Source organism: Arenibacter amylolyticus, assembly GCF_002150785.1.
GTDB lineage: Bacteria > Bacteroidota > Bacteroidia > Flavobacteriales > Flavobacteriaceae > Arenibacter > Arenibacter amylolyticus.
This window is the reverse complement of record NZ_MTAZ01000003.1, coordinates 20,098-42,367: the sequence shown is the minus strand read 5'-3', so window position 1 is coordinate 42,367 and position 22,270 is coordinate 20,098. Positions and strand designations below refer to the sequence as shown.

At 41.7% G+C, this 22,270-nt stretch carries 16 protein-coding genes; 14 read left to right on the top strand and 2 right to left on the bottom strand.

What is annotated here, in order from left to right; all coding sequences use genetic code 11:
* The first annotated feature begins 517 nt into the window (after positions 1-517).
* The 4 genes from BV214_RS00815 to uxaC all read left to right on the top strand — a co-directional run bounded on the left by BV214_RS00815 (position 518) and on the right by uxaC (position 8,703).
* Positions 518-4,306 carry a PAS domain S-box protein gene (locus tag BV214_RS00815; protein ID WP_086475579.1) on the top strand — a complete coding sequence of 1,263 codons (3,789 nt, stop codon included), beginning with the start codon at positions 518-520 and terminating at the stop codon, positions 4,304-4,306.
* Positions 4,293-4,700, top strand: a complete 408-nt coding sequence (locus BV214_RS00810; protein ID WP_086475578.1) for a response regulator — start codon at positions 4,293-4,295, stop codon at positions 4,698-4,700. The genes BV214_RS00815 and BV214_RS00810 overlap by 14 nt, the downstream gene beginning before the upstream one ends.
* Positions 4,701-4,985: 285 nt before the next feature.
* Complete coding sequence (locus BV214_RS00805) at positions 4,986-7,217, top strand: DUF7133 domain-containing protein (RefSeq protein ID WP_086475577.1); 2,232 nt, start codon at positions 4,986-4,988, stop codon at positions 7,215-7,217.
* Between the two features lie 79 nt (positions 7,218-7,296).
* Positions 7,297-8,703, top strand: coding sequence for a glucuronate isomerase (gene uxaC / locus BV214_RS00800; protein ID WP_086475576.1), 1,407 nt, complete (start codon positions 7,297-7,299; stop codon positions 8,701-8,703).
* A 108-nt stretch (positions 8,704-8,811) separates the two neighbouring features.
* On the opposite strand, the gene BV214_RS00795 is transcribed toward uxaC, so the two are convergent.
* Together BV214_RS00795 and BV214_RS00790 are read right to left on the bottom strand one after the other, a co-directional pair.
* The gene (locus BV214_RS00795) at positions 8,812-9,729 is read right to left on the bottom strand and encodes a ThuA domain-containing protein (protein ID WP_086475575.1); all 918 of its coding nucleotides are present in this window, start codon (positions 9,727-9,729) and stop codon (positions 8,812-8,814) included.
* Between the two features lie 5 nt (positions 9,730-9,734).
* Positions 9,735-10,757 (bottom strand): LacI family DNA-binding transcriptional regulator, encoded by a 1,023-nt coding sequence (locus BV214_RS00790; protein WP_086475574.1) that lies wholly within the window; start codon positions 10,755-10,757, stop codon positions 9,735-9,737.
* Positions 10,758-11,053: 296 nt separating this feature from the next.
* Here BV214_RS00790 and BV214_RS00785 point away from each other — a divergent pair, with 296 nt between their 5' ends.
* The 10 genes from BV214_RS00785 (at position 11,054) to proB (ending at position 22,262) form a co-directional block, all read left to right on the top strand.
* Entirely contained in the window at positions 11,054-12,289 is a 1,236-nt protein-coding gene (locus tag BV214_RS00785; protein ID WP_086475573.1) for a DUF6807 domain-containing protein, read from the top strand.
* A gap of 13 nt (positions 12,290-12,302) precedes the next feature.
* Positions 12,303-13,679 carry a Gfo/Idh/MocA family protein gene (locus BV214_RS00780; protein ID WP_086475572.1) on the top strand — a complete coding sequence of 459 codons (1,377 nt, stop codon included), beginning with the start codon at positions 12,303-12,305 and terminating at the stop codon, positions 13,677-13,679.
* 91 nt (positions 13,680-13,770) lie between these two features.
* A complete protein-coding gene (locus tag BV214_RS00775) occupies positions 13,771-15,150 on the top strand; it encodes a putative oxidoreductase C-terminal domain-containing protein (RefSeq protein WP_086475571.1) in 1,380 nt (459 codons plus the stop codon).
* A 91-nt stretch (positions 15,151-15,241) separates the two neighbouring features.
* On the top strand, positions 15,242-16,060 hold the full coding sequence (locus tag BV214_RS00770) for an SDR family oxidoreductase (RefSeq protein WP_086475570.1): 819 nt from the start codon (positions 15,242-15,244) through the stop codon (positions 16,058-16,060).
* A 3-nt stretch (positions 16,061-16,063) separates the two neighbouring features.
* Positions 16,064-17,275 (top strand): mannonate dehydratase, encoded by a 1,212-nt coding sequence (uxuA, locus tag BV214_RS00765; protein ID WP_086475569.1) that lies wholly within the window; start codon positions 16,064-16,066, stop codon positions 17,273-17,275.
* Positions 17,276-17,427: 152 nt separating this feature from the next.
* The gene (locus BV214_RS00760) at positions 17,428-18,423 is read left to right on the top strand and encodes a TRAP transporter substrate-binding protein (protein ID WP_086475568.1); all 996 of its coding nucleotides are present in this window, start codon (positions 17,428-17,430) and stop codon (positions 18,421-18,423) included.
* Positions 18,423-18,911: a TRAP transporter small permease gene (locus BV214_RS00755; RefSeq protein ID WP_086475567.1), complete on the top strand. Its 489-nt coding sequence runs from the start codon at positions 18,423-18,425 to the stop codon at positions 18,909-18,911. The genes BV214_RS00760 and BV214_RS00755 overlap by 1 nt, the downstream gene beginning before the upstream one ends.
* Positions 18,901-20,211, top strand: a complete 1,311-nt coding sequence (locus tag BV214_RS00750; RefSeq protein WP_176328430.1) for a TRAP transporter large permease — start codon at positions 18,901-18,903, stop codon at positions 20,209-20,211. Before BV214_RS00755 ends, BV214_RS00750 begins: the two co-directional genes overlap by 11 nt.
* 470 nt (positions 20,212-20,681) lie before the next feature.
* On the top strand, positions 20,682-21,488 hold the full coding sequence (gene proC, locus BV214_RS00745) for a pyrroline-5-carboxylate reductase (RefSeq protein ID WP_086475566.1): 807 nt from the start codon (positions 20,682-20,684) through the stop codon (positions 21,486-21,488).
* 3 nt (positions 21,489-21,491) lie between these two features.
* Positions 21,492-22,262 (top strand): glutamate 5-kinase, encoded by a 771-nt coding sequence (gene proB, locus BV214_RS00740; protein ID WP_086475565.1) that lies wholly within the window; start codon positions 21,492-21,494, stop codon positions 22,260-22,262.
* Positions 22,263-22,270 lie beyond the last annotated feature (8 nt).

Sequence of the window (22,270 nt, the reverse complement as noted above, 5' to 3'; positions counted from 1 at the left end):
GAGAGGACAGGTAGCCAAATAATGGCTACCTTCCTACTCGATTGTTATAAGAAGTTTTTATATTCGGTGCATAGCTAAGGAATAAATTGATTTCCCAATAAAAATGAGGCCCGTTGTGCTAGAATCAATAGAGGGTAGAATGATAATTTATGCCGCTGCTGAGTTCAAAGTAATTTGCAAAATAAAAAAAAAGGAGCTTGTGGAAGCATGGCTTTGTATGAATCTTCTTTCCTGTTTTTCCTCCGATGATTGGTCCGATTAAGTAGTTCGTCGATTAAAATCAGCTTTGCGCTTTATTATTACGCAACTTTGCCAAAATAGGGGGCAAAGGGATTTTTATATCACTTTATAAGCCTAGGAATACGCCGTTTTAAAGATGAAAGTTTGACAAGGTGTTTTAAATGATTTTAGATCTGTAAGTGGGTACAGAAGCTGTGAAAATTTGCGATTCTTTGGCAACTTAATCTATTAAAATTAAATATATTTATAAACTTAGGGTTTTATTTACACATCTTTTATGAGTGGCTTAAAGAGGGAATTTGACGCATGGATAGGGAGCGAGTCCCAGTTCTTTAATTTATTGGGGCAAAATGCCTTCGATGGTTTATGGTATTGGGATCTTAAGAATCCTAAGCTTGGCTACTTAAACGATAAACTTTGGCATCTACTAGGCTATGATACTGCCCCGGTAGAAGACCAACCCTTTCAATGGTCCTTACTTTTGGATCAGGATAACCTTCAGCTAATCTTAGAGGCCTATCAAAAACACCAGAGTAACCCCACACAGTTTCCATTTAACGTAGATGTTGTCTGCAAACATGCAAGGGGGCACACCTTGATGGTGAATTTTAAGGGAGCCATTGCATACGATGAGGCGGGGAAACCCAACCGGTTAATGGGGATGGCCATTTGTTTGGATAAATACTTGGAATGTAAGAAGCAGCTCACACAAAAAAACGACCAGTACCATAATGTTATAAAAGGGGCAAAGCTGGGGATTTGGGAAGGAAATCTAAAAACGGGTGCTGTAGTGTGTAATGAGAGATGGGCCGAAATGATTGGTTATACCCTTGAAGAATTAGCACCAACGACCGTCCAGGTTTTCCATAATCTTGTGCACCCAGAGGACAGAAAGGATGTTAAATTAAGTCTGGAGAATCACATAAAGCAAAATGGTGCTTACGAATTGGAGTATCGCATGCGTCATAAAATGGGGCATTGGGTTTGGATACTTTGTCGTGGGGAAATCACTAAGTATGACGCTTACGGGCAAGCAGAAGTGGTTTCTGGGATGCACTACGATATTACCCAAAGAAAGAAAAATGAACTACTTCTGGCAAAATACAAAGACCTCTTGGAGCGATCCAATGAGGCAGCAAAAGTGGGGCATTGGGAAATAGATCTTCAGAACAGCAAAATTTATTGGTGTAAGGTCACCAGACAAATACATGGGGTCTCTGCAGATTATAACCCCTCTATAGAAAATGGGCTAAGCTTTATAGTGGAAGGAGAAAATAGGTCCCGAATAGATGCGCTCATAGAGAAGGCGATGGAGAAACCTATAGAGTTTGAAGAATTGGTCCGTTTAAAGGCCAATGATGGAGTGGTGAAATGGGTGCGCATTATAGGGCTTTCCGAATTTTCCAAGGGAAGTTGCCGAAGGGTATATGGGCTTTTGCAGGATGTAGACCATATAGAAAAGGCGCAGTTAAAAATAAAACTTAGGGAAGAGCAGTTTAGACAAACCTTTAATCACTCTACCATAGGGATGGCTTTTGTAAGTAAGGATGTTAAATTGATGCACGCCAATCCTAGTTTTTGTAGCATTTATGGGTATACTGAGGCAGAGTTACAGCAAATGAATCTGACGGATGTATCCCACCCAGAAGATTTAGAACGCTATAAGGATCGGATAGGCGAATTGATACAGGGCAAACGTCAACATATAGAAATGGATTATAGGTTTATCCATAAACAAGGAACGGTTGTCTGGACCCATACTTCCATGTCTGCCATAACCAATGAAGAGGGGGAGATTATGCATTTTGTTTCCCAGGTGCAGGATATTAGCAAGCGGAAACAGAATGAACTCTTATTGCAGCACAATGCCGAACTTATCAGTAGGATCAATGATGTAGCTAATATCGGGATTTGGGAAATGGATATTGATGAAAACACCCTGTATTGGAGTCCAATGATTAAAGAAATGGCCGGAGTGCCAGAGGACTACGTTCCCACCTTGGAAGATGTTTACGATTTCTTTAAGGAGGGGGAGCATCGGGAAACGATGAAAAAGGCCATGAAAATGGCCATGGAAGAGGGAAAAGGCTTTAATCATGTGCTTCAAGTGATAAATACTACCGGAAAAATCTTTTGGTCTAGAACCATTGGGATACCCGATTATAAGAACGGAAAATGTACGCGATTGTACGGCTTCTTTCAGGATGTGGATAAAGAAACGGTGGCAGCAAAAGAATTGGCCATTAAGGAAGAGGAGTCGCGACTCACTTTTGAACATGCTCCTTTTGGGATGGCTGTCATAGACCTAAAAGGGAGGCTGCAAAGGGCCAATATTACCCTTACCAACATCATGGGCTATTCCGAATCGGAAATGAAAGAATTGTCTTTTTACGACGTTACCCATCCAGACGATATAGAAAGGACGGCAGAGCTGATGGCCGAACTTATGGAAAGAAAAAGGGATTCCTATAAGATGGAAAAACGGTATATTCATAAAAATGGACAAGTTATTTGGGCCAATGTTTCCCTAGCTGCCGTAAAAAATGAAAAAGGAGAGGCGCTACATTTCGTCTCCCAAGTAGAGGATATTACCCAACGGAAAAAGGATCAAATTCTCTTGTTAAATTATAAGAATCGCCTAGAGCAGTCCCATGTAATTGGAAGATTGGGGTCTTGGGAAATGGATCCGGAATCTAAAATTGTGGTGTGGAGTGATAACCTAAGACGAATATTGGAGGTAGATGACTACCTGCCACAGGGAATAGAGTATGTAGTTAACACCTTTGTGCAGGAAAAGGATCGGGCAATGATGTTCAAGACCCTGCAATACGCGATCGATAATGGGGAGAAGTTCGATTTTGAGTTGGAGTTGAAGACAGGGGTAGGTAACCTGAAGTGGATGCGGATGATTGGGGTTCCCGAATTTAAAAATGCGAAATGCGTACGCTTATCAGGCTTGGTGCAGGATATTAATGAAAATAAGCGAACGCAACTAGACCTTATTTTTAGCGAGGAGGTTTTTAGAAAGACTTTTGAGCATGCCGCTATAGGAATGATGGTGCTTAATTTGGACGGGGAACTGCAGAAAGTAAACCCTAAAATCTGTGAGATCCTAGGATACACAGAGCCGGAAATCCTGAACAAGACCATTTTTCAGCTTACCCATGAGGAGGAACGGGAGATGACCTTTGGCTTATTGCAGGAAATTTCAGAGGGGAAACGGGAAAGCTATAGAGTAGAAAAGCGGTACATCCACGCGAGTGGAAGGTATGTTTGGGTGCAGGTTGCCCTGGCGGCGGCGAGGAATGATTCTGGAGAATTTACCCATTTGGTGTCCCAAATTCAGGATATTTCAGACAAAAAACTACTGACCGATAACCTTACCGAACACAATAACCGATTGGTGAATTTTGCACATATTGTATCCCATAACCTAAGGTCCCATACCAGTAATATTTCTATGTTGCTAGATTTGGCAGAGCAAGACGATGAAGCTATATCTGAAAACGAGTATTTTAAAAATATCAAAATGGTTTCGGATAGTATGAATGATACCATCTGCCATTTAAATGAAATAGTAGAGATCAACTCCAAAGTAAGCAATACCCTAAGTTCCCAAAATTTACTGGTAAACGTACAAAACGCAGTAAATTCCATAGAGTCCTTGGCCAAACAAGCGGGGTCCAAGATAGAAATCAACGTGGATAAAGATATTAATGTACTGGCGGTACATGCCTACTTGGAGAGTATTATACTCAACTTCTTAACCAATGCTATTAAATATAAATCTCCAGATCGTCCACTCCTGATTGTGATTACGGCAGGTATGGAAGGAGACTTTGTTTTCTTAAGTGTCAAGGATAATGGATTGGGAATTAACATGGAACGGCACGGTTCTAAATTGTTTGGAATGTACAAAACCTTTCATGATCATCCCGATGCCCGTGGTATGGGGCTATTCCTCTGTAAAAACCAAGTAGAAGCCATGGGGGGTAAAATTGTTGTAGAAAGTGAAGTGGATAGGGGGACGAACTTTATAACCTATTTTAGACATGAAAACAGTTAAAAAAGTCTGTATTATTGATGACGATCCAGTCTTTGTTTTTGGTGCAAAAATATTGCTCAGGAAAAATGACTTTTGCTCGGATGTTAAAGTCTATAAAAATGGAAAAGAAGCATTGGAGCATATTATGCCAGGTGGTGAGGAAAATGAGGATGCTCCCGATGTTATCTTCTTAGATCTGAATATGCCGGTAATGGACGGCTGGGAATTTCTGGATGAAATAAGTAAATTGTCTAAAATAGACAAGAAACCAATTTTTGTAGTAAGCTCTACCATAGACCCCAAGGAGGTGCAAAGGATTAAGTCCTACGATGTGGTTCATGATTTTATTGAAAAACCACTTTCAAAGGAAAAAATTAGGCTGCTAAAAGATAAATTGAAAACCGCTGAGAAATAACCTTGGTGGTAGTTATAAGTATAGCGTATTCATTTCCAGCTTAAAGCCTTGATGCTCAATGCTTAAAAAAAACAGCTGGATTCTTCCCCTTTTTCCAATCTTTTCCAGATTAAATTAAAAATCTTTGTTAGGTTAGTAATTTTAAAGGTGCTGTGGTATTTTAGTATGCTTAAAATTAGGATCCTAGGGGATTTTCCGGAATTGCCTATGGTCCGTTATGAACTATAAATCTGAGGAGCTTAGGTGGTTTTACACGCGTCCTCCCATAAAAACAATGTGAGCGTAATGCGATATTTTTTAATGTTATTGATTATTGTTTCTTGTAAACCCACCTATGAAGAACCAGTAATATCTCTGGAGGATTATATCTTGGAAGATGGCTTTGTACTAGAAGCGGTGGCTTCGGAACCACTACTGGTGGCTCCCGTGGCGATGGATTTTGACGAGAGTGGAAGGATTTGGGTTGCCGAAATGCCTGGGTTTATGCAAAACCTAGAAGGTACAGGCGAAGAAGAGCGTTCGGGTGCTATAAAAATATTGGAAGATAAAGATGGGGACGGAGTAATGGATCATGCCATTCCCTTTTTGGATAGTTTGGTGATGCCAAGAGCGTTGGCCCTAGTTTATGGAGGGCTGTTGTATGTAGAATCTCCCAACTTGTGGTTTGTGGAAATAGCAGGAGATAAGCCTGTAAATAAGGTCTTGGTAGATTCCTTATATGCCACGGTGGGCAATCCGGAACATCAGCCCAATGGTTTAAGGATGAATGTGGATAACTGGATCTATAATGCCAAATCCAATTTCAGATACCGGCGAAAAAACGGAGAATGGATAAAGGAGCCTACTACCCTTAGAGGCCAATGGGGAATTAGCCATGATAATTTTGGCCGACTCTATTACAATAATAATTCTACCCAGTTAATGGGAGATCACGTTTTGCCCAATAGGCTGGTCCGCAATAAATATATGGTGCCGAAACACGGGGTAGCTCAGGTGCTCACCCTGGACCAACGGGTATACCCAGTTCATGCCGCATCGGTAAATAGAGGCTATGAGAAAGGGGTGCTTAACCAAGATAGCCTGTTGATTAATGTAACTGCTGCTTGCGGTCCCCTGGTGTACAGGGGCGGAATGTTCCCAGAGGACTATGATCAAAATGTCTTTGTGTGTATTCCAGAAGTGAATGCCATAAAAAGGAATGTTCTTAGCTTTAATAATGGGAGGGTAACCGCCAAGCAAGCGTGGGAAGGGAAAGAGTTTTTGGCCTCCACAGATGAGGGGTTTAGACCTGTTAATCTCGCCAATGGCCCGGATGGGAATATGTATGTGGTAGATATGCACCGTGGGGTAATTCAACATTACGCCTTCCTAAGCCCTTACCTTAAAAAGGTCTCGGCAGAGAAACAATTGGATACCATATTGGACTATGGAAGAATTTTGAGAGTTAAAAATGCAAATAAACCCGATGGTAAACCTGTAGACCTCAGTAATATAGAGGGGGAAGAGCTTGTGTCATTATTGACCCATGCCAACGGTTGGGTGCGGGACCGAGCCCAGCAATTGTTGATACACAGAAATAACAAGAAGCTTGTCCCGTCTTTACAGCACCTTTTAGGGAATGAAAATGAACCTTTGGGGCAAATACACGCGCTATACACCTTGGAAGGCTTGGAGGAACTTAATTTCGGGTTGCTACAACAGCTGGTGTTGAATTCCGGAGCAGAGGTAGCCGCACATGGTCTGGTGCTCATGGAGGGGTTTGCGAGCGGTAAAAACAAGCTGGAAGCTCATCGACTTTTCAAGGAGCTGCTTGGTCGTGAGGAAGCTGTCCTTGACACCTACCTTGCTTCTACACTGGGAGTTTGGGCCAAGGAAGACCAAGCTTTGTTCTTTCCATTACTTCATAGTTTAGCCCAAAAATATCAGGATAATAAGGTGGTGCAGGAGGCCATAGTTAGTGGATCTGAAGCGGTGTTAGATTCTTTGGATGCCTATGTGCTAAGGAAGGGAATGGAGGCGACCTCTGGTATAGGCTCCCTGTTGGCGGCCACCAAGGAGCGAAAAATTAAGGAGCGTCCAAACTATATCTATTCCGAGCAAATGCCTAAAACCGACTCTAGGACAAAAGGGGCGATGCTCTTTAGGCAAATTTGTGCTGCTTGCCATGCTCCTAGTGGGGAAGGGATTACCGGATTGGCTCCGTCGCTGACTAGTTCCAAGTATATTTCCAAACATGTGGAGCAATTGGGGTTAATTATATTGCACGGTTTAAAAGGACCCTTGGAAATAAACGGGGAAATATATGATGAGAACCACCAAATGCCAGGTCTTATGAATAACAGCAATATTTCGGATCAGGATATAGCCGATATTATTTCCTATGTCACCAATGCCTTTTCCAATCATCCTAGGTCGCTTAATGCATCCAAGATTAAAACCCTGCGAGACCAAAAATCAAAAAGCGGGATGGAATATACCGAGGAGGAGCTAAACCAATTGATCGAAGAGGCGCGTTAAATGAGAATGTATTTTAAAACCTTGGCGGAAATTTTATAAATAGCATAACCGTAAACACCGGCATTAATACCTATATATTATGAAAAACTTTCTAGAGGATGACTTTTTACTGCAGAGCGATTTTGCTAAGCGATTGTACCATGGGTATGCCAAGGATTTACCGATTATAGATTATCACAACCATTTATCTCCCAAGGAAATCGCGGAGAATTATCAATTCAATACAATTAGTGAGGCCTGGCTGGCTGGGGATCATTACAAATGGAGGGCTATGAGGACCCTGGGGATCCATGAAGACTATATTACTGGGAAAGCAAGTGATAAGGAAAAGTTTTTAAAATGGGCCGGTACCGTTCCGTTTACCGTCAGAAACCCATTGTACCATTGGACGCACTTGGAGTTACAGCGTTATTTCGGAATACATGAGCTTTTAGGACCGGATACGGCCGAGGAAATTTATGAAAATACCAATGCGCAATTGGCGCAAAAATCGCATTATGCCCAAGGGTTGCTACAGCAGCAGCAAGTAGAATCCCTGTGTACAACAGATGAGCCAATTGCTTCTTTGGAATATCATAGAATTATTAAGAAGCAAGGGGTTTCACCAAAGGTCTTTCCCACGTTTAGGCCAGATAAGGCCTTTGCCTTAGAGGGAGGCGATGACTATGTTCTGTACTTGGAGCAATTGTCGGAAGTATCTGGGATTGCGATCAAGAATTATGAAGATTTATTGGAGGCCTTGGATAACCGAATTCAGTTTTTCCACGACCAGGGCTGCAGGTTGGCAGACCATGGGTTGGAACAACTATATTTCTTTGAGGAAGGCACCTACAACATACAGGAATGCTTCTTAAAGGTAAAGAATGGAAGGCCTATCCCACAAGACCAGGTAAACTACTTTAAATCTCAAGTATTGCTGTTCTTGGGGAGAAAATACCATGCAATGGGATGGGCGCAACAGTTTCATCTGGGGGCTATTAGGGATAATAATAAAAGGCTGTTGTCCCAATTGGGCCCAGATACGGGATTCGATTCTATTGGCGACTTTTCACAGGCTAGGGCGTTAAGTGGTTTTCTAAATGCCTTGGATAGCACGGACCAATTGGCAAAAACCATCATTTACAACCTCAATCCGGCGGATAATGCGGTTATAGCTACTATGGTTGGGAATTTTAATGACGGTTCGGTAAAAGGGAAGGTGCAATTTGGTTCCGGTTGGTGGTTCTTAGATCAAAAACAAGGTATGGAAGAGCAGATGAATACCTTGTCTAATATGGGCCTTTTAAGTTGCTTTGTGGGTATGTTAACAGATTCTAGAAGTTTCCTTTCCTTTACTAGGCACGAGTATTTTAGAAGAATATTGTGCAACCTTTTGGCACAGGATGTGGTAAATGGGGAATTGCCTGCTGATGAAAAATGGTTGGGCAAGATTGTTTCGGATATCTCCTATTACAATGCCAAATCCTATTTCGATTTTAATAAATAGCTTGTTTTCCTAGCCTACGCTAGGGGGCGCTTTGAATTGTTATAAAAAAATGCACACCAGAAATGGTGCGCATTTTCATTTGTTAAATACTGTTTATACGGTGCGAAACTAGGGTTTGCCTATAGGGCTGTCATCTGCTTTTAGATCCCCAACTACATATTGCAAGCCATCCAAGAAGAACTGTAGCAATGCCGGATTGTCCATGCTTTGAGCGTTATGGGAAGGTGAACTGTAAAACACCCTGCCTTTTCCATGGCGTTTTATCCAAGATACATAAATGGTGTTGTTTTCTACTTTGTGGCGTACATCTTCCAGTTTATCTGCCTCTATATACAGAAGCGGCCTAAAATTATAGTCGAAATAGGCATTCTTAAAAAAGTAGGGTTCGTCTACATGGGTAAAACCCTTGCCGTTGAAAGCCTGTACCAAAGGGTGCTTGGGATCTACCTCCTTCAGGTGCATTTCTTGCTGCTTGGGATGGTAATCAAAACTACCTCCGGTCATTTTGCTAAAGGCTACGGAGTTATTCTGTACGGTAATTGCTCCGTGTAAGATCATTAGACCGCCACCCTTGGCCACAAAATCCAATAAGTTTTGTTCATAAATAGCTGCTCGTTGTTCTATGACCTTATCCGGAAGGCTGCTGTTCTTTTTAAGAAGATCCCAGAACAAGTCGCGCTTAGGTCCGGCCGGATTAGAATTGTTCAGAATGATAGCGTCGTATTGCTTTAGGTTTTTTTTATCGAAACTACTTATGTCATAAGCTATAGTTGCCTCAAATGCACCAGTTTTCCTTGCTAATATTTTTAGCATTTCATTGTTGTGCGGGGTGGTCCAATGGTAGAAACCGGTGTGTTGCGAAAATACAAGTACCTTTTTTGTACTGGCTTTAACACGTGGGGAAGAAGGAGCTATGCTTTCTATTTTGGCGAGCCATTCATCCGTTACCGGAAAGGACTCCAAGCTCTGGGCCCAAAAGGAGCCTGTTAAGAGAGCGCATAGACAAGTGATAATAGTTTTTTTCATGATTGTTATTTATTGTTTAAGGTAGATTCGCGAATAATTAGTTGGTGTCTAAGGGTAATGGTGTTGGCCAACTTAAAATTGATACTTCCTTTTAGTTGACTGATTACACTTTGGCCAGCCAAGACGCCCATCTCGTATCCAGGATAATCTATGGTGCTCAAGGTGGGGGTTACCAGCTCCGAAACGGGATCGTTATTAAACCCGATTATTTTTAGGTCCTCTGGAACTTTATAACCTCCCTGTACCAGCGCCTTAATTAAATGCGCTGCAAAGGTATCACTGGCTACAAAAAGCCCATCAATCTTTCTGTTGGTGCTTTTTAGATGCGCTACGATCATCCCTATGGAATCTCGACTCAAATCCGATTCCAAGTAATAGGAAGCGTCAACCGTAAAATTGTTTTTTAAATGGGCGTCTTTAAATCCCTTAAATCGGTCAGAATATACATTCCTTTGTGGATTGCCTCCTATGTATAACAGGTTCTTGCAGCCTTGTTGTATCAGATGTTCCGTAGCTTCCTCTCCAGCTAATCTATTGTCTATTATTAGAGTGGCGCAGTTGGGGATATGGTGCACACGATCTAAAAATAATAGCGGAATATTGTGCTGGATAAAAGGAGTGAAATGTTCAAAGCTAGAGGTGTCGTATGCCAAGGATACTAATATGGCATCTACGCTACTGCTAAATAAGGTCGCAGCGTTAAGCTTTTCCTTCTCCATGGACTCTAAAGACTGACTGATAATTAAATTATATCCTGCTTCATTTACCGTTTTCTCTATCCCTGCAAGCATGGAAGACATGAAATAAGAGTCTAGCTTAGGGACAATGATCCCTATAGTGTTGGTTTGTTGCTTGCTGAGGTTAGCTGCAAACTTATTGGACTTATAGCCTAATTCGTTGGCTTTGGCAATTACCCTTTCCTTAGTCTTTTTGCTAATGGATGGATGGTCGTTAAGACTTCTACTTACTGTTCCTGGGGATACATTAAGCATTTTAGCCAAATCATAGATGGTAATCCTCTTATTCATGTGGTTTATTGAAAAGTTGCGCAATTGTTGCAGTAAAAGTAAGCAATATTTTTATACCTTAGGCATCATAAAAGCTACTATATGTTATGGTTTCATAGGATAAACGCTATAATTTGCGATATTTTAGGATATAATAAAAGAGGTCGGTAAGGATTTTTTATGCAATCGGTTGCGTAAGAGGATGGAGCTTGTAATGGGGAGAGGATAATCAAGACTTTGTGCCTAGAATACAACAAGAGAAGGGGTCTAATGGAATTAGTAGCTTTATGGAAATGTTCTATAATTAACCCATTAAAATGAAACAAGTCATTATTGCTTGTGTATTGATAATCACCCTATCCTGTAAAGACAACAGCGTCTATAAGTTTGCCGTACTCAATAATGAAGGCGTTTTACATACCTCCCCGATCGCTTTGGATTTGGAGAAATTGGGGAACAATTCTCTGCACGATCCAGAAAACTTGATACTGCTAAATGAGGGGCGTATAATCCCCTTCCAATTAGACAAGAATAGGAGTAAACTGTGGTTTGTTCACACTGCCGAAAATGGGGAGCAGTATACGCTTAAACAGGTAGTGGATGAAAACGAACTAGATGCAGGAGTAAGGGTCATTAAGAGTAAAGGAGATCTTAATTTAACAAAAGGGACTTTACCTTTATTAACCTATAGGTTTGGAATGACTTATCCCCCAGAGGGAGTAGATTCGGTCTTTGGGAAATCTGGATATATTCATCCCTTACTTTCCCCCTCTGGGGACACGCTTAGTCGTATTCAACCTCCAGACCACTATCATCATTATGGTATCTGGGGTCCGTGGACCCGAACCCGGATTAAAGGGGAGCAGGTAGATTTTTGGAATTTGGGAGAGAAGCAAGGGACGGTGCATTTTAAAGAGTTTAATGAACTGTACCAAGGCGCTATCTATGCGGGGTTTTCAGCACAACAACAGCACATCAACTTAACGGCAACCGAGCCAGAAAAACAAATAGCCCTAAACGAAAATCTAGCGGTAAGGGTTTGGGATTTGGGTAGACCAGATCACTATATGGTAGATTATACCACAACTTTTAATACCCCACTAGGGTCTGGAATTCTTTTTGAAGCCTATCGCTATGGGGGTGGACTCGGAATGCGTTTTACAGAACGTTGGCATAAGGACAATGTTACGGTACTCACCTCGGAGGGGAAGGACCGACTCACGGCAGATGGGACCAATGCCCGTTGGTGTATGGTGACAGGTGCATCTGCCAATGGTAAAGGTACCAATGGTATTTTGTTTATGAGTTATCCAAAAAATAGGGCCCATCCAGAACCTATGCGGGTTTGGCCCATAGATGGGAACGGTGGTCGTGGGGATATGTTTTTTGAGTTTTGCCCTATCAGACATGAAGAGTGGACCATAGAACCAAATAAAGAGTATACATTAAATTATAGAATGCTAGTGTTTGAGGGTGAATTGACCAAAGGGGAAGCGGAAGCTTATTGGCAGTCATTTGCAAATCCGCCACAAGTAGAAGAAATAACAAACTAAATTATAATTACCAATGCAAAGAAGAAGTTTTATTAAGAAATCGTCCTTGGGTACAGCGGCGGCAGTGGCATTTCCCACTATAGTTCCCGCAAGTGTATTCGGGAAAAATGCTCCTAGTAACAAGATAAATATTGGGCAGATTGGTTGTGGAAGAATTGCGCGCGACCATGATATCCGCGATACCATCCGTTACGAGCAGACGCGTTTTGTAGGCGTCTGTGATGTGGATGCCAATAGGGCTGCCGATGCCAAAATATTGGTAGATAATTTCTATAAGCAGAAAACGGGACAGGATAATTATATGGATACCAAGGTTTACGACGACTATAGGGAGATGCTCCTCAATAAAGATATAGACGCCGTAGTGATAAGTACGCCCGATCATTGGCATGCCCAACCCGCTATGGAAGCTGCCTTGGCAGGAAAGGATATTTACCTACAAAAACCCACCTCCTTAACGGTTAGGGAGGGGCAGCAGCTTCGAGAAGTAATTCAGAAAACTGGAGCCATTCTACAGGTTGGAACCCAACAACGGGCAATGCCCCAATTTAGAATTGCTGCAGAGTTGGTGCGTAATGGGAGGATAGGAAAGTTGCATACCGTTAAGATTGGACTGCCGGGGGATCCAGCCGGAACAGAGGCACCCCCAATGCCTATACCTTCAAATCTTAATTTTGAGGCATGGCAAGGTTCAACACCAGAAGTGCCCTATACCGAAATTGGCGTGCATCCGCAACAAGGATATGGCAGACCTGGTTGGCTCCGAATTAGGAGCTATGGGGCAGGGATGATCACCGGATGGGGACAGCATCATTACGATTCGGCAGCTTGGGGAATGAATACGGAATTAACTGGGCCAATCTCTGTGGAGGCCTTGGCCGAATTCCCGAAATCTGGTCTTTGGAACGTGCATGGCGATTTTTTTGTGAAACATCAGTATGAAAATAATATTACGGTCTATACCAGTGGAGGGTATCCCAATGGGATAAAATACATTGGTGAGGATGGATGGATATTTGTGTCCAGAGGGGCTTACCAGGCCTCTGCCTCCGACCCTGTGGATAAAGAAAAAAGCAACAAGGCATTAAATGCCTCAGATCCCAAGATTTTGGAATCTGTAATAGGTGAGAATGAAACACATTTATATAAAATAGAAGATCAACACGGAAATTGGTTAGACTGTATTAAATCTAGGGAAACTCCCATCTCTCCTGTAGGAAAAGGACATAAGGCCTGCGTTACCTGCTTAATTAGTGACATTGCCATGCAATTTGATAGAAAGCTAGAGTGGGACAACGAAAAAGAAATGTTTATAAATGACGATGAAGCCAATGCCTTATTACAGAGGGAGCAAAGAGCACCCTACGGAACCAACTATGTAAAGGTGTAATAACCTAAATCCAATTTATCGCAAATTGTACCTCCCTATTGCTACATTCTACCAAACAATGGAGGGGGTAATTGCGTTTATACTTTAAGCTATGAAATACTGTACTATTAGCTTTTTCCTAATTCTTTGTCTAAGCTGCGGGGAAAGCAAAAAAGAAAAACAATTAACCGAGGAACCCGATACGGAAAAGGTGAGGTTGATGACCTTGGACCCTGGGCATTTCCATGCCGCACTGGTGCAAAAAACCATGTATCCAGAGGTAGACTCCACCATGTATGTCTTTGCCCCAGAAGGGCCAGAGGTAAAAGATTTTTTAAGTAAGATAGAAGCTTATAATTCTAGAGCAGATTCCCCTACGGATTGGCAGGTAGAAACTTTTTTGGGAGACGGTTATTTGAAAAAAATGATAGCCGAGAAACCGGGGAATGTTATGATCGTCGCTGGGAAGAACTCCAAAAAGATCGACTATATTCTTGCCGCAGTGAAAGCCGGAATTAATGTTTATGCAGATAAGCCATTGGTGATAAATCCAGAAGGATATCAAAAACTGGAGGAGGCGTTTAAGGTGGCCAAGGAAAATGGGGTGTTGATCTATGATATCATGACCGAACGTTTTGAGGTGACTACGGATGTACAGCGACTTTTATCTGCTTCTCCCAAGGTATTTGGGAAGGTGATAGACGGAAGCCAGGAAACTCCTGCTATCAGTAAGGAAAGTGTACACCATTTTTATAAATACGTTTCCGGGGAGCCCCTAGTACGTCCGGCATGGTTCTTTGATATCAACGAAGAAGGGGAGGGGATGGTAGATGTAACCACGCATTTGGTAGATCTGGTGCAATGGGAGCTATTCCCCGAGCAAATCATCAACCAGTCCGATATAGAGATGGTAAGCGCCAAGCGCTGGTCTACAGATCTTACTTTGGAGGAGTTTAGTAAAGTGACTGGTTTGGATACTTTTCCAGACTACCTTAAAAAAGATTTGGTGGGCGACAAGCTAAAGGTGTATTGCAATGGGGAAATGATTTATAAGATTAAAGGTAAATACGCCAAGGTTTCGGTGATTTGGAATTACCAAGCTCCCGAAGGTACTGGTGATACCCACTACAGTATAATGAGAGGAACTAAAAGTAATCTCATTATAAAACAGGGAGCAGAAGAAGATTATAAGCCAACCCTGTATGTAAGTCTCAAAGAAAAAGGGAATCTAGAAGCTGATATTAATGCGGCATTGCAGGAAGATATTGCTAAAATATATCCAGGAAATACTGCAGAAAAAGTAAATAACCTACTATACAAGATTCACATCCCAGCGAAATATAAAATTGGACACGAAGCACATTTCGCACAAGTAACCCAAAATTATTTACGATATTTAAAGCAGGGACAATTACCTAATTGGGAGGAGCCAAACATGCTAACCAAATATTACACTACTATAGAAGGGTATAAAATGGCGAAGAAGGAATAGGATGCTTCCCTACCCTATTCACGAGGATAAAAGTAATAAATAATAACCATTAGTAATTATAGATGCATATAGCATCCTAAAACAAAGATTGATGAGTGAATTGTTTTCGATAAAAGATAAAATTTATGCCCTGTCTGGGGGTACCGGTACTTTAGGGGGATCCATTGCTACCTATTTAGTAGAACAAGGGGCAAAAGTAATTTTGTTGGGCCGTTCCCAGGATAAATTGGAGGCGAAATGCGAGGAGTTGAATAGCAGGGATTCCGATAGCGCCCATTTTTATGTGGTGGATGTAATGAGTGAAGAGGCATTGACCGAATTACGGGAGAATATAGTAGCCAAATTTGGGAAGCTGCATGGGTTAATCAATCTCGCAGGTGGTAATATCCCAGGAGCTACCTTAAAACCCGAACAGACCATTTATGATATAGAAATTGGGGACACTCAAAAAGTGGTAGACATTAACCTAATGGGAACGGTGATGCCTACTATTGTTCTCAGTAAAATAATGGCCAACCAAGGGTATGGATCTATTATAAATATATCGTCTATGGCAGCTAAACAGACCATCTCTAGAGTGCTGGGCTACTCCTTGGCCAAGGCGGGCGTAGATATCTTTACCAAATGGATGGCAAACGAATTGGCATCCAAGTTCAATGATAAAATCAGGGTAAATGCAATTGCCCCTGGATTTTTTATTGGCAATCAAAATAAACGCCTCCTAACAAACGAGGACGGATCTTTTACGGAAAGAGGGAAAAAAATAATAGGCAATACCCCCATGGCCCGTTTTGGGGATGCTTCAGAACTTAATGGAATGGTCCATTACCTCTTAAGTGATGCTTCTTCCTTTGTTACCGGTGCTGTATATGATGTGGATGGTGGTTTTAGCTCTTTCTCCGGCGTGTAATCCATGGAGTATTTAAAAAGAACAATACGGTGGTTTGGCCCTAATTTTGGCGTGTCTTTGCAAGATATCCGAGAACTTGGGGCAGTAGGAGTGGTGACGGCCTGTCATGAGGTTCCTATAGGGGAGGGGTGGTCCATGCAAGCAATTAGAGCCATAAAAGATGAAATTGCATCCCATGGACTGGAGTGGTCTGTGGTAGAAAGTGTAAATGTCCATAAGGCAATAAAATATGGATTGCCAGAACGTGATAGGTATATCCAGAATTATATACAAACTCTTAAAAATTTAGCCGCTCACGACATAAAAATTGTCTGCTATAATTTTATGCAGCTTATAGATTGGACACGTACCGATTTAAGTTATAATCTCCCCAATGGAGCTATTAGTTTGTGCTACAATCCAACGGCCATCGCAGCTTTCGACCTTTTTGTTTTAAAAAGGGAAAAAGCAAAAGAAACGTATAATGAGGAAGAGTGTAAGGCAGCGGAAGCCTACTTTCAAGCTTTAGATCCCCAACAATCTGCAAGGCTTTTAGATGCTATTTTGGCAGGAATGCCGGGATCTAAAGGAACCATACCCATATCTCAATTTAAAAAGACCCTAGGTGAGGTAAGTGGAATAACAAAAGATGAATTACGGCAAAATCTGGTCTATTTTCTAAAAGCTATACTACCTGAAGCCGAAAAATTGGGGATTAAAATGGCTCTTCATCCAGATGATCCTCCCTTCCCGGTGTTTGGTATACCTAGGATAGCCGCTACCTATCAGGATTTTAGGTTTGTTTTAGACTGTGTTCCCTCTCCCAATAATGGAATCACCTTTTGTACAGGCTCCTTGGGGGCTATTGCCTCCAATAATCTTTTGAAGATGATAGAGGATTTTGGGCCCAATATTCATTTTTTGCATTTAAGGAATGTTTACCGTGAAGCCGATGGCAGTTTTCACGAAGCAGCCCATCTGGATGGGGCTATCCCTATGGGGAAGATAATGAAGGCACTTATTAGAGAGCAACAAAGAAGACATATAAGTGGAAAGGGCGAGGTGGCTATTCCGGTGAGGCCAGATCACGGCCATGTATTACTGGAAGATAAAAAAAGGAGGAAAGAGTTTTATCCTGGATACTCCCTTATAGGAAGGGGGATCGGGATGGCGCAACTCTATGGTTTGGAGAAAGGGTTGCGTGAGCTGTTATTACCAGATGGTGAGCCTTCATAGCGCCTCTAAAAGAAGGTGCATAAAGCGGTGCAGCTATTCTGTTAACATTAGGAAAGGGGGCTAGCAGTTCTTTTAAAGGGTGTTTTTTTGAGATTTTGATATTAAAACGCTAAGGTTGTTATCTTTAGCAGACAGAGTTGTAATAAAAAGATATGTGGGTAACTAATTATTTAAGACGGAAATTATTGGGAATAATGGGGGCAATGGCCTACCTATTTATAACTTCCTGCTCGGAAAGTGCCTCCCATAAAACATTGTTTTTTGCACATTCATTGCCCATTTCCCATCCGGTGCATAAGGGGATAGTAGCAATGCAAGAGACACTTATGGAGAAATCAGGTGGTAAGCTGCAGATTAAAATTTTTCCAGATGGCCAATTGGGGTCAGAACGGGAGATGTTAGAATTGTTGCAGATAGGAAGTCTTGCCATGACCAAGGTGAGCGCTGCTTCCATGTCCAGTTTTGCACCAGAATACAAGGTGTTGGGAATCCCCTACCTGTTTCGAGATACCGAGCATATGTTTAAGGTATTGGAGGGGGAAGTGGGTAAGAAAATCTTGGAAAGCGGTAGCGATCACCTGCTTCGAGGACTCTGTTTTTACGATGCTGGGGCTAGAAGCTTTTACACCTTGGACGGATTTATAAAAACCCCGGACGACTTAAAAGGGAAGAAAATTAGGGTAATGAACGATCAAATGGCCGTTAATATGGTGAATGATCTTGGTGGATCTGCTACCCCCATGGCCTATGGAGAGCTTTATACAGCCCTGCAGCAGCGAGTGGTAGATGGGGCCGAGAACAATGTCCCCTCCTTTGTAACCTCTAACCACTATGAAATTTGTAAATACTACACCATAGACGAACATACCATGGTGCCAGACGTGGTAGTGGTAGGGACCAAATTTTGGGAGACGCTGAATGATGTAGAAAAGGAATGGTTGCAGGAAGCTGCAAATGAGAGTGTTGCTAAACAAAAGGTGTACTGGCAAGAGACCGTCCAAGAAAACATGAAGGTCCTTAAGGAGGCCAAGGTACAAATTTACAATCCGGATAAAAGCCCCTTTATAGCCAAAACCAAACCCATCATGGAAGAGTTGATGAAAGACCCAAACATGAAAAAAATAATCGACCAAATTAAAGACCATTAATGCAGACCATTTATTCTACCTTAAACAAGATCATTGAAGGAATGTTAGTACTTATATTTAGCCTATTGGTGCTAGATGTGGTTTGGCAGGTTGCTTCAAGATATATCATTGGACAATCTAGTTCCTTTACCGAAGAATTTGCCCGTTTTTCCCTTATCTGGTTAACCGTATTGGGGGCCGCCTATATCAACGGACAACCAGAAGGACACCTGTCCATGGACTTCTTACTGGGGAAACTTCCTCCTAAAAGACAGTATAAAAGACATCGGGTTATCCAACTAATTATGGCTGTTTTTGCACTGCTAGTGATGGTGATCGGCGGTGGAAATTTGGTGTATATCACCCTTAAACTAGGGCAGGTTTCACCGGCCTTGTTGCTTCCCTTAGGGTATGTATATGCCATTGTGCCCCTTTGCGGACTCGTAATAATATTCTTTTCCATTTATCATATCAAAATCACTTTTAATCCCAGTCACCATGAGCATTGAAACCATTAGTATTCTTGTATTGTTCGTAAGTTTTCTAGGGTTGTTGGCTTATGGGGTGCCAGTGGCCTACTCCATAGGGATAGCTACAACCATTACCCTCTTGATAAAAATTGCCTATCTGCCAGCTACCACAACGGTAAGTCAAAGAATGACTATCGGGATTGATAACTTTGCGCTTTTAGCGATACCATTTTTTATATTGGCCGGGGAAATAATGAATAGGGGAGGAATTGCCAATAGATTGATTGAATTTGCCAAATCGCTTATTGGAAGTTTGCCGGGAGGTTTGGCCTATGTAAATATTATTTCGGCCATGTTATTTGGGGCTATATCGGGGTCGGCTATTGCAGCAGCCTCCGCTATAGGAAGTACACTAACAGATAAAATGGCAAAAGACGGTTACCCAAGGGAGTTCAGTGCAGCGGTAAATATTAGTTCTTCCACCACAGGACTATTAATTCCCCCTAGTAACGTATTAATTATTTTCGCTTTGGCCAGTGGGGGTACGGCATCCGTGGCGGCCCTCTTTATTGCAGGCTATATTCCGGGAATATTGGTAGGGTTGGTTATTATGGCCGTAGTATACGTATATGCCTTAAGGAAAGGATTGCCAAAGGAGAAACGGGTAAGTTTTAAAAAATTGTTCCGCGATTTTAAGAATGCTATTCTAAGTCTAACCTTATTGGTAATTGTAGTGGGTGGTATTGTAGCCGGAATCTTTACGGCCACAGAAGCGGCTGCCATCGCGGTGGTGTACGCTATTTTACTCGGATTTATAAACCGAGAGCTGAAATTCTCCGATTTTAAACCTATCCTCCTTCGCAGTGCCAAAACAACGGCTATTGTAATGTTCCTCATTGCAACTTCCATGGCCATGTCCTGGTTGTTTTCCTTCGAATCTATTCCTCAGTTATTCACGGGATTCTTGTTAGAGTCGGTAAAAAACCCCCTTATGGTCTTGTTGTTTATCAATTTAACCCTATTGGTGGTGGGTACCTTTATGGATATGACCCCGGCGGTACTTATTTTCACCCCTATTTTCTTGCCAGTGGTAATGGCCTTGGGAATGCACCCCGTGCAATTTGGAATGGTAATTGTCCTTAATCTATGCATTGGAGTTTGTACACCCCCGGTGGGGACACTGTTGTTTGTTGGTAGTGGAGTGGCTAAGGTTCCAGTTACTAAGGTGATAAAGCCATTATTGCCACTATTGGGGGCCATGATTTTCGTTTTGTTGCTCTTAACCTATTTCCCTGAGCTATCCCTATGGTTGCCACGTGCCTTTGGTTTAATAGAATAATAGGGGCCTTTCACAGTAGTGGTACGTGAATAATTGATCGGGTTTCAACTAGGTAGATAAGAATTACTCGTGTTTAGGTTGTCAAAGATGAAATGAAGCCCATTTTTAGATTTTTATTCCAAATGTGTTTCTAGGTCTATGCAACGTTCTTACCATTAGAGTAGGAATAATTTTATTGTTTAGTTGGATAGTCAACTTGTCGGGTACGTGCCAAAAAGTGGAAAATTGATAGTTTGTCGGGCTATTTATCCCTTTTTGTCAGTCGAAATCAAACGCTTTTAGGGTATTTCACTAATTTTCTTGTAATTGTAGGATTTATTCAGCCCCCTTATAGTGGGAGCTGGGCCATGCATATAGACACTGACTATGAGAATGTAATTCCTACAGATAAACTCTATAGTGAAAATTGGGGTTTCGCACTGTTTTTGAGCCTTTAGAGGTGTAAATTAAGTATTAACTAAAAATTTTACATGAGAGTATTAGTAATTGGAGCGGGTAACATGGGACTAACCTATGCGGAGTCTATGTCAAAGTCAAAACTGTTAAAAAAGAAAAATTTAATGATTTTCGACAATTCCCCGGAAAAAACCACCTCCTTAAAAAAGATTTCACATTTTGAGGTTTACGACGATTTGGATAGCTGTCTTCCTAAGGCAGATTTAATCTTTATTGCGGTAAAGCCTTACCATTGCGAAGATCTTTTTAAGAAATTAAAAAACGGAATTAGTGAAGATCAAATTATAATATCCATTATGGCGGGTGTTACAATAAACACCATGCAGGAAGCTTTGGGAATCGATAAAATAGTAAGAGCTATGCCAAATTTACCGGCACAGATCGGAAAGGGGGTAACCTCCTATACAGCTTCCAAACAGGTTTCCAGAATAGAACTTTTAACCATTGAAAGCTTGTTAGACACTACAGGTAGATCTATTTTTGTAAGCTCAGAAAAGTTTATTGATGCCTCTACCGGTATTTCCGGAAGCGGACCGGCCTATGTTTTTTACTTTATGCAAAGTATGATGGAGGCAGCCTTAAAAATGGGCTTTTCCCCAAATGACAGTAAGGTGTTGGTGAGCAAAACTTTTGAAGGTGCCGTAGATCTCTTTAACCAGTCGGACCTTTCTCCCAATTCGTGGATGGAAAGGGTAGCCTCTAAAGGGGGTACTACAAGGGCTGCATTAGACAGCATGGAAGACAATAATGTGAAGGAACTTATTAAAGAAGCAGCTTATTCTGCATTTAATAGGGCTGTAGAACTAGGTAAAGAGCAATAGGATATGTATAAAGAAAGAGTAGTTATAAAAGTAGGTACCAATGTTATTACCAATAAGGACAATAGGATTGTAAAGCCTGTTCTAGATCATTTGGTGCAACAAATCGCAGAACTGTACGAACGCAATATTATGACCGTATTGGTGTCTTCCGGCTCCGTTATAGCGGGGATGGAAGTAATGGGGGAGAGCCATATAGATGATAAGGTGACCCGGCGTCAGGTATTCTCCGCTATTGGTCAACCCAGAATGATGCGCCATTACTACAATCTTTTTCAGGATTATGGAATGAAATGTGCCCAAGTTTTGGCCACAAAACGAGATTTTAATCCTGGGAACCATCGGGATAATATGGTAAATTGCTATGAAGGATTAATGTCCGAGGGTGTAATACCCATCGCTAATGAGGATGATGCAGTTTCGCTTACGAAATCTATGTTCTCCGATAACGATGAACTGGCCAGTCTGGTTGCCGAACTCATTAATGCAGATAAGTTGATTATCCTTACCGATACCAACGGACTCTACACTGGGCACCCGGATGAAAAGGGAACCGAGGTGATTAAAAACGTTAGCGTAGATCAAAACGTGGAAAAATACGTGCAGACCATAGAAAAAGGTGAAGCGGAAGGAAGAGGAGGCATGGGTTCTAAATTGAATATCGCCAAACAGACTGCTTCCAAAAATATTCCGACCTTTATAGCCAATGGAAAGCACAAAAGAGTGATCTTGGATATTGTAGAAGGAAAAAGTGTGGGAACCAAGTTTACCGCATAAGTACGGTT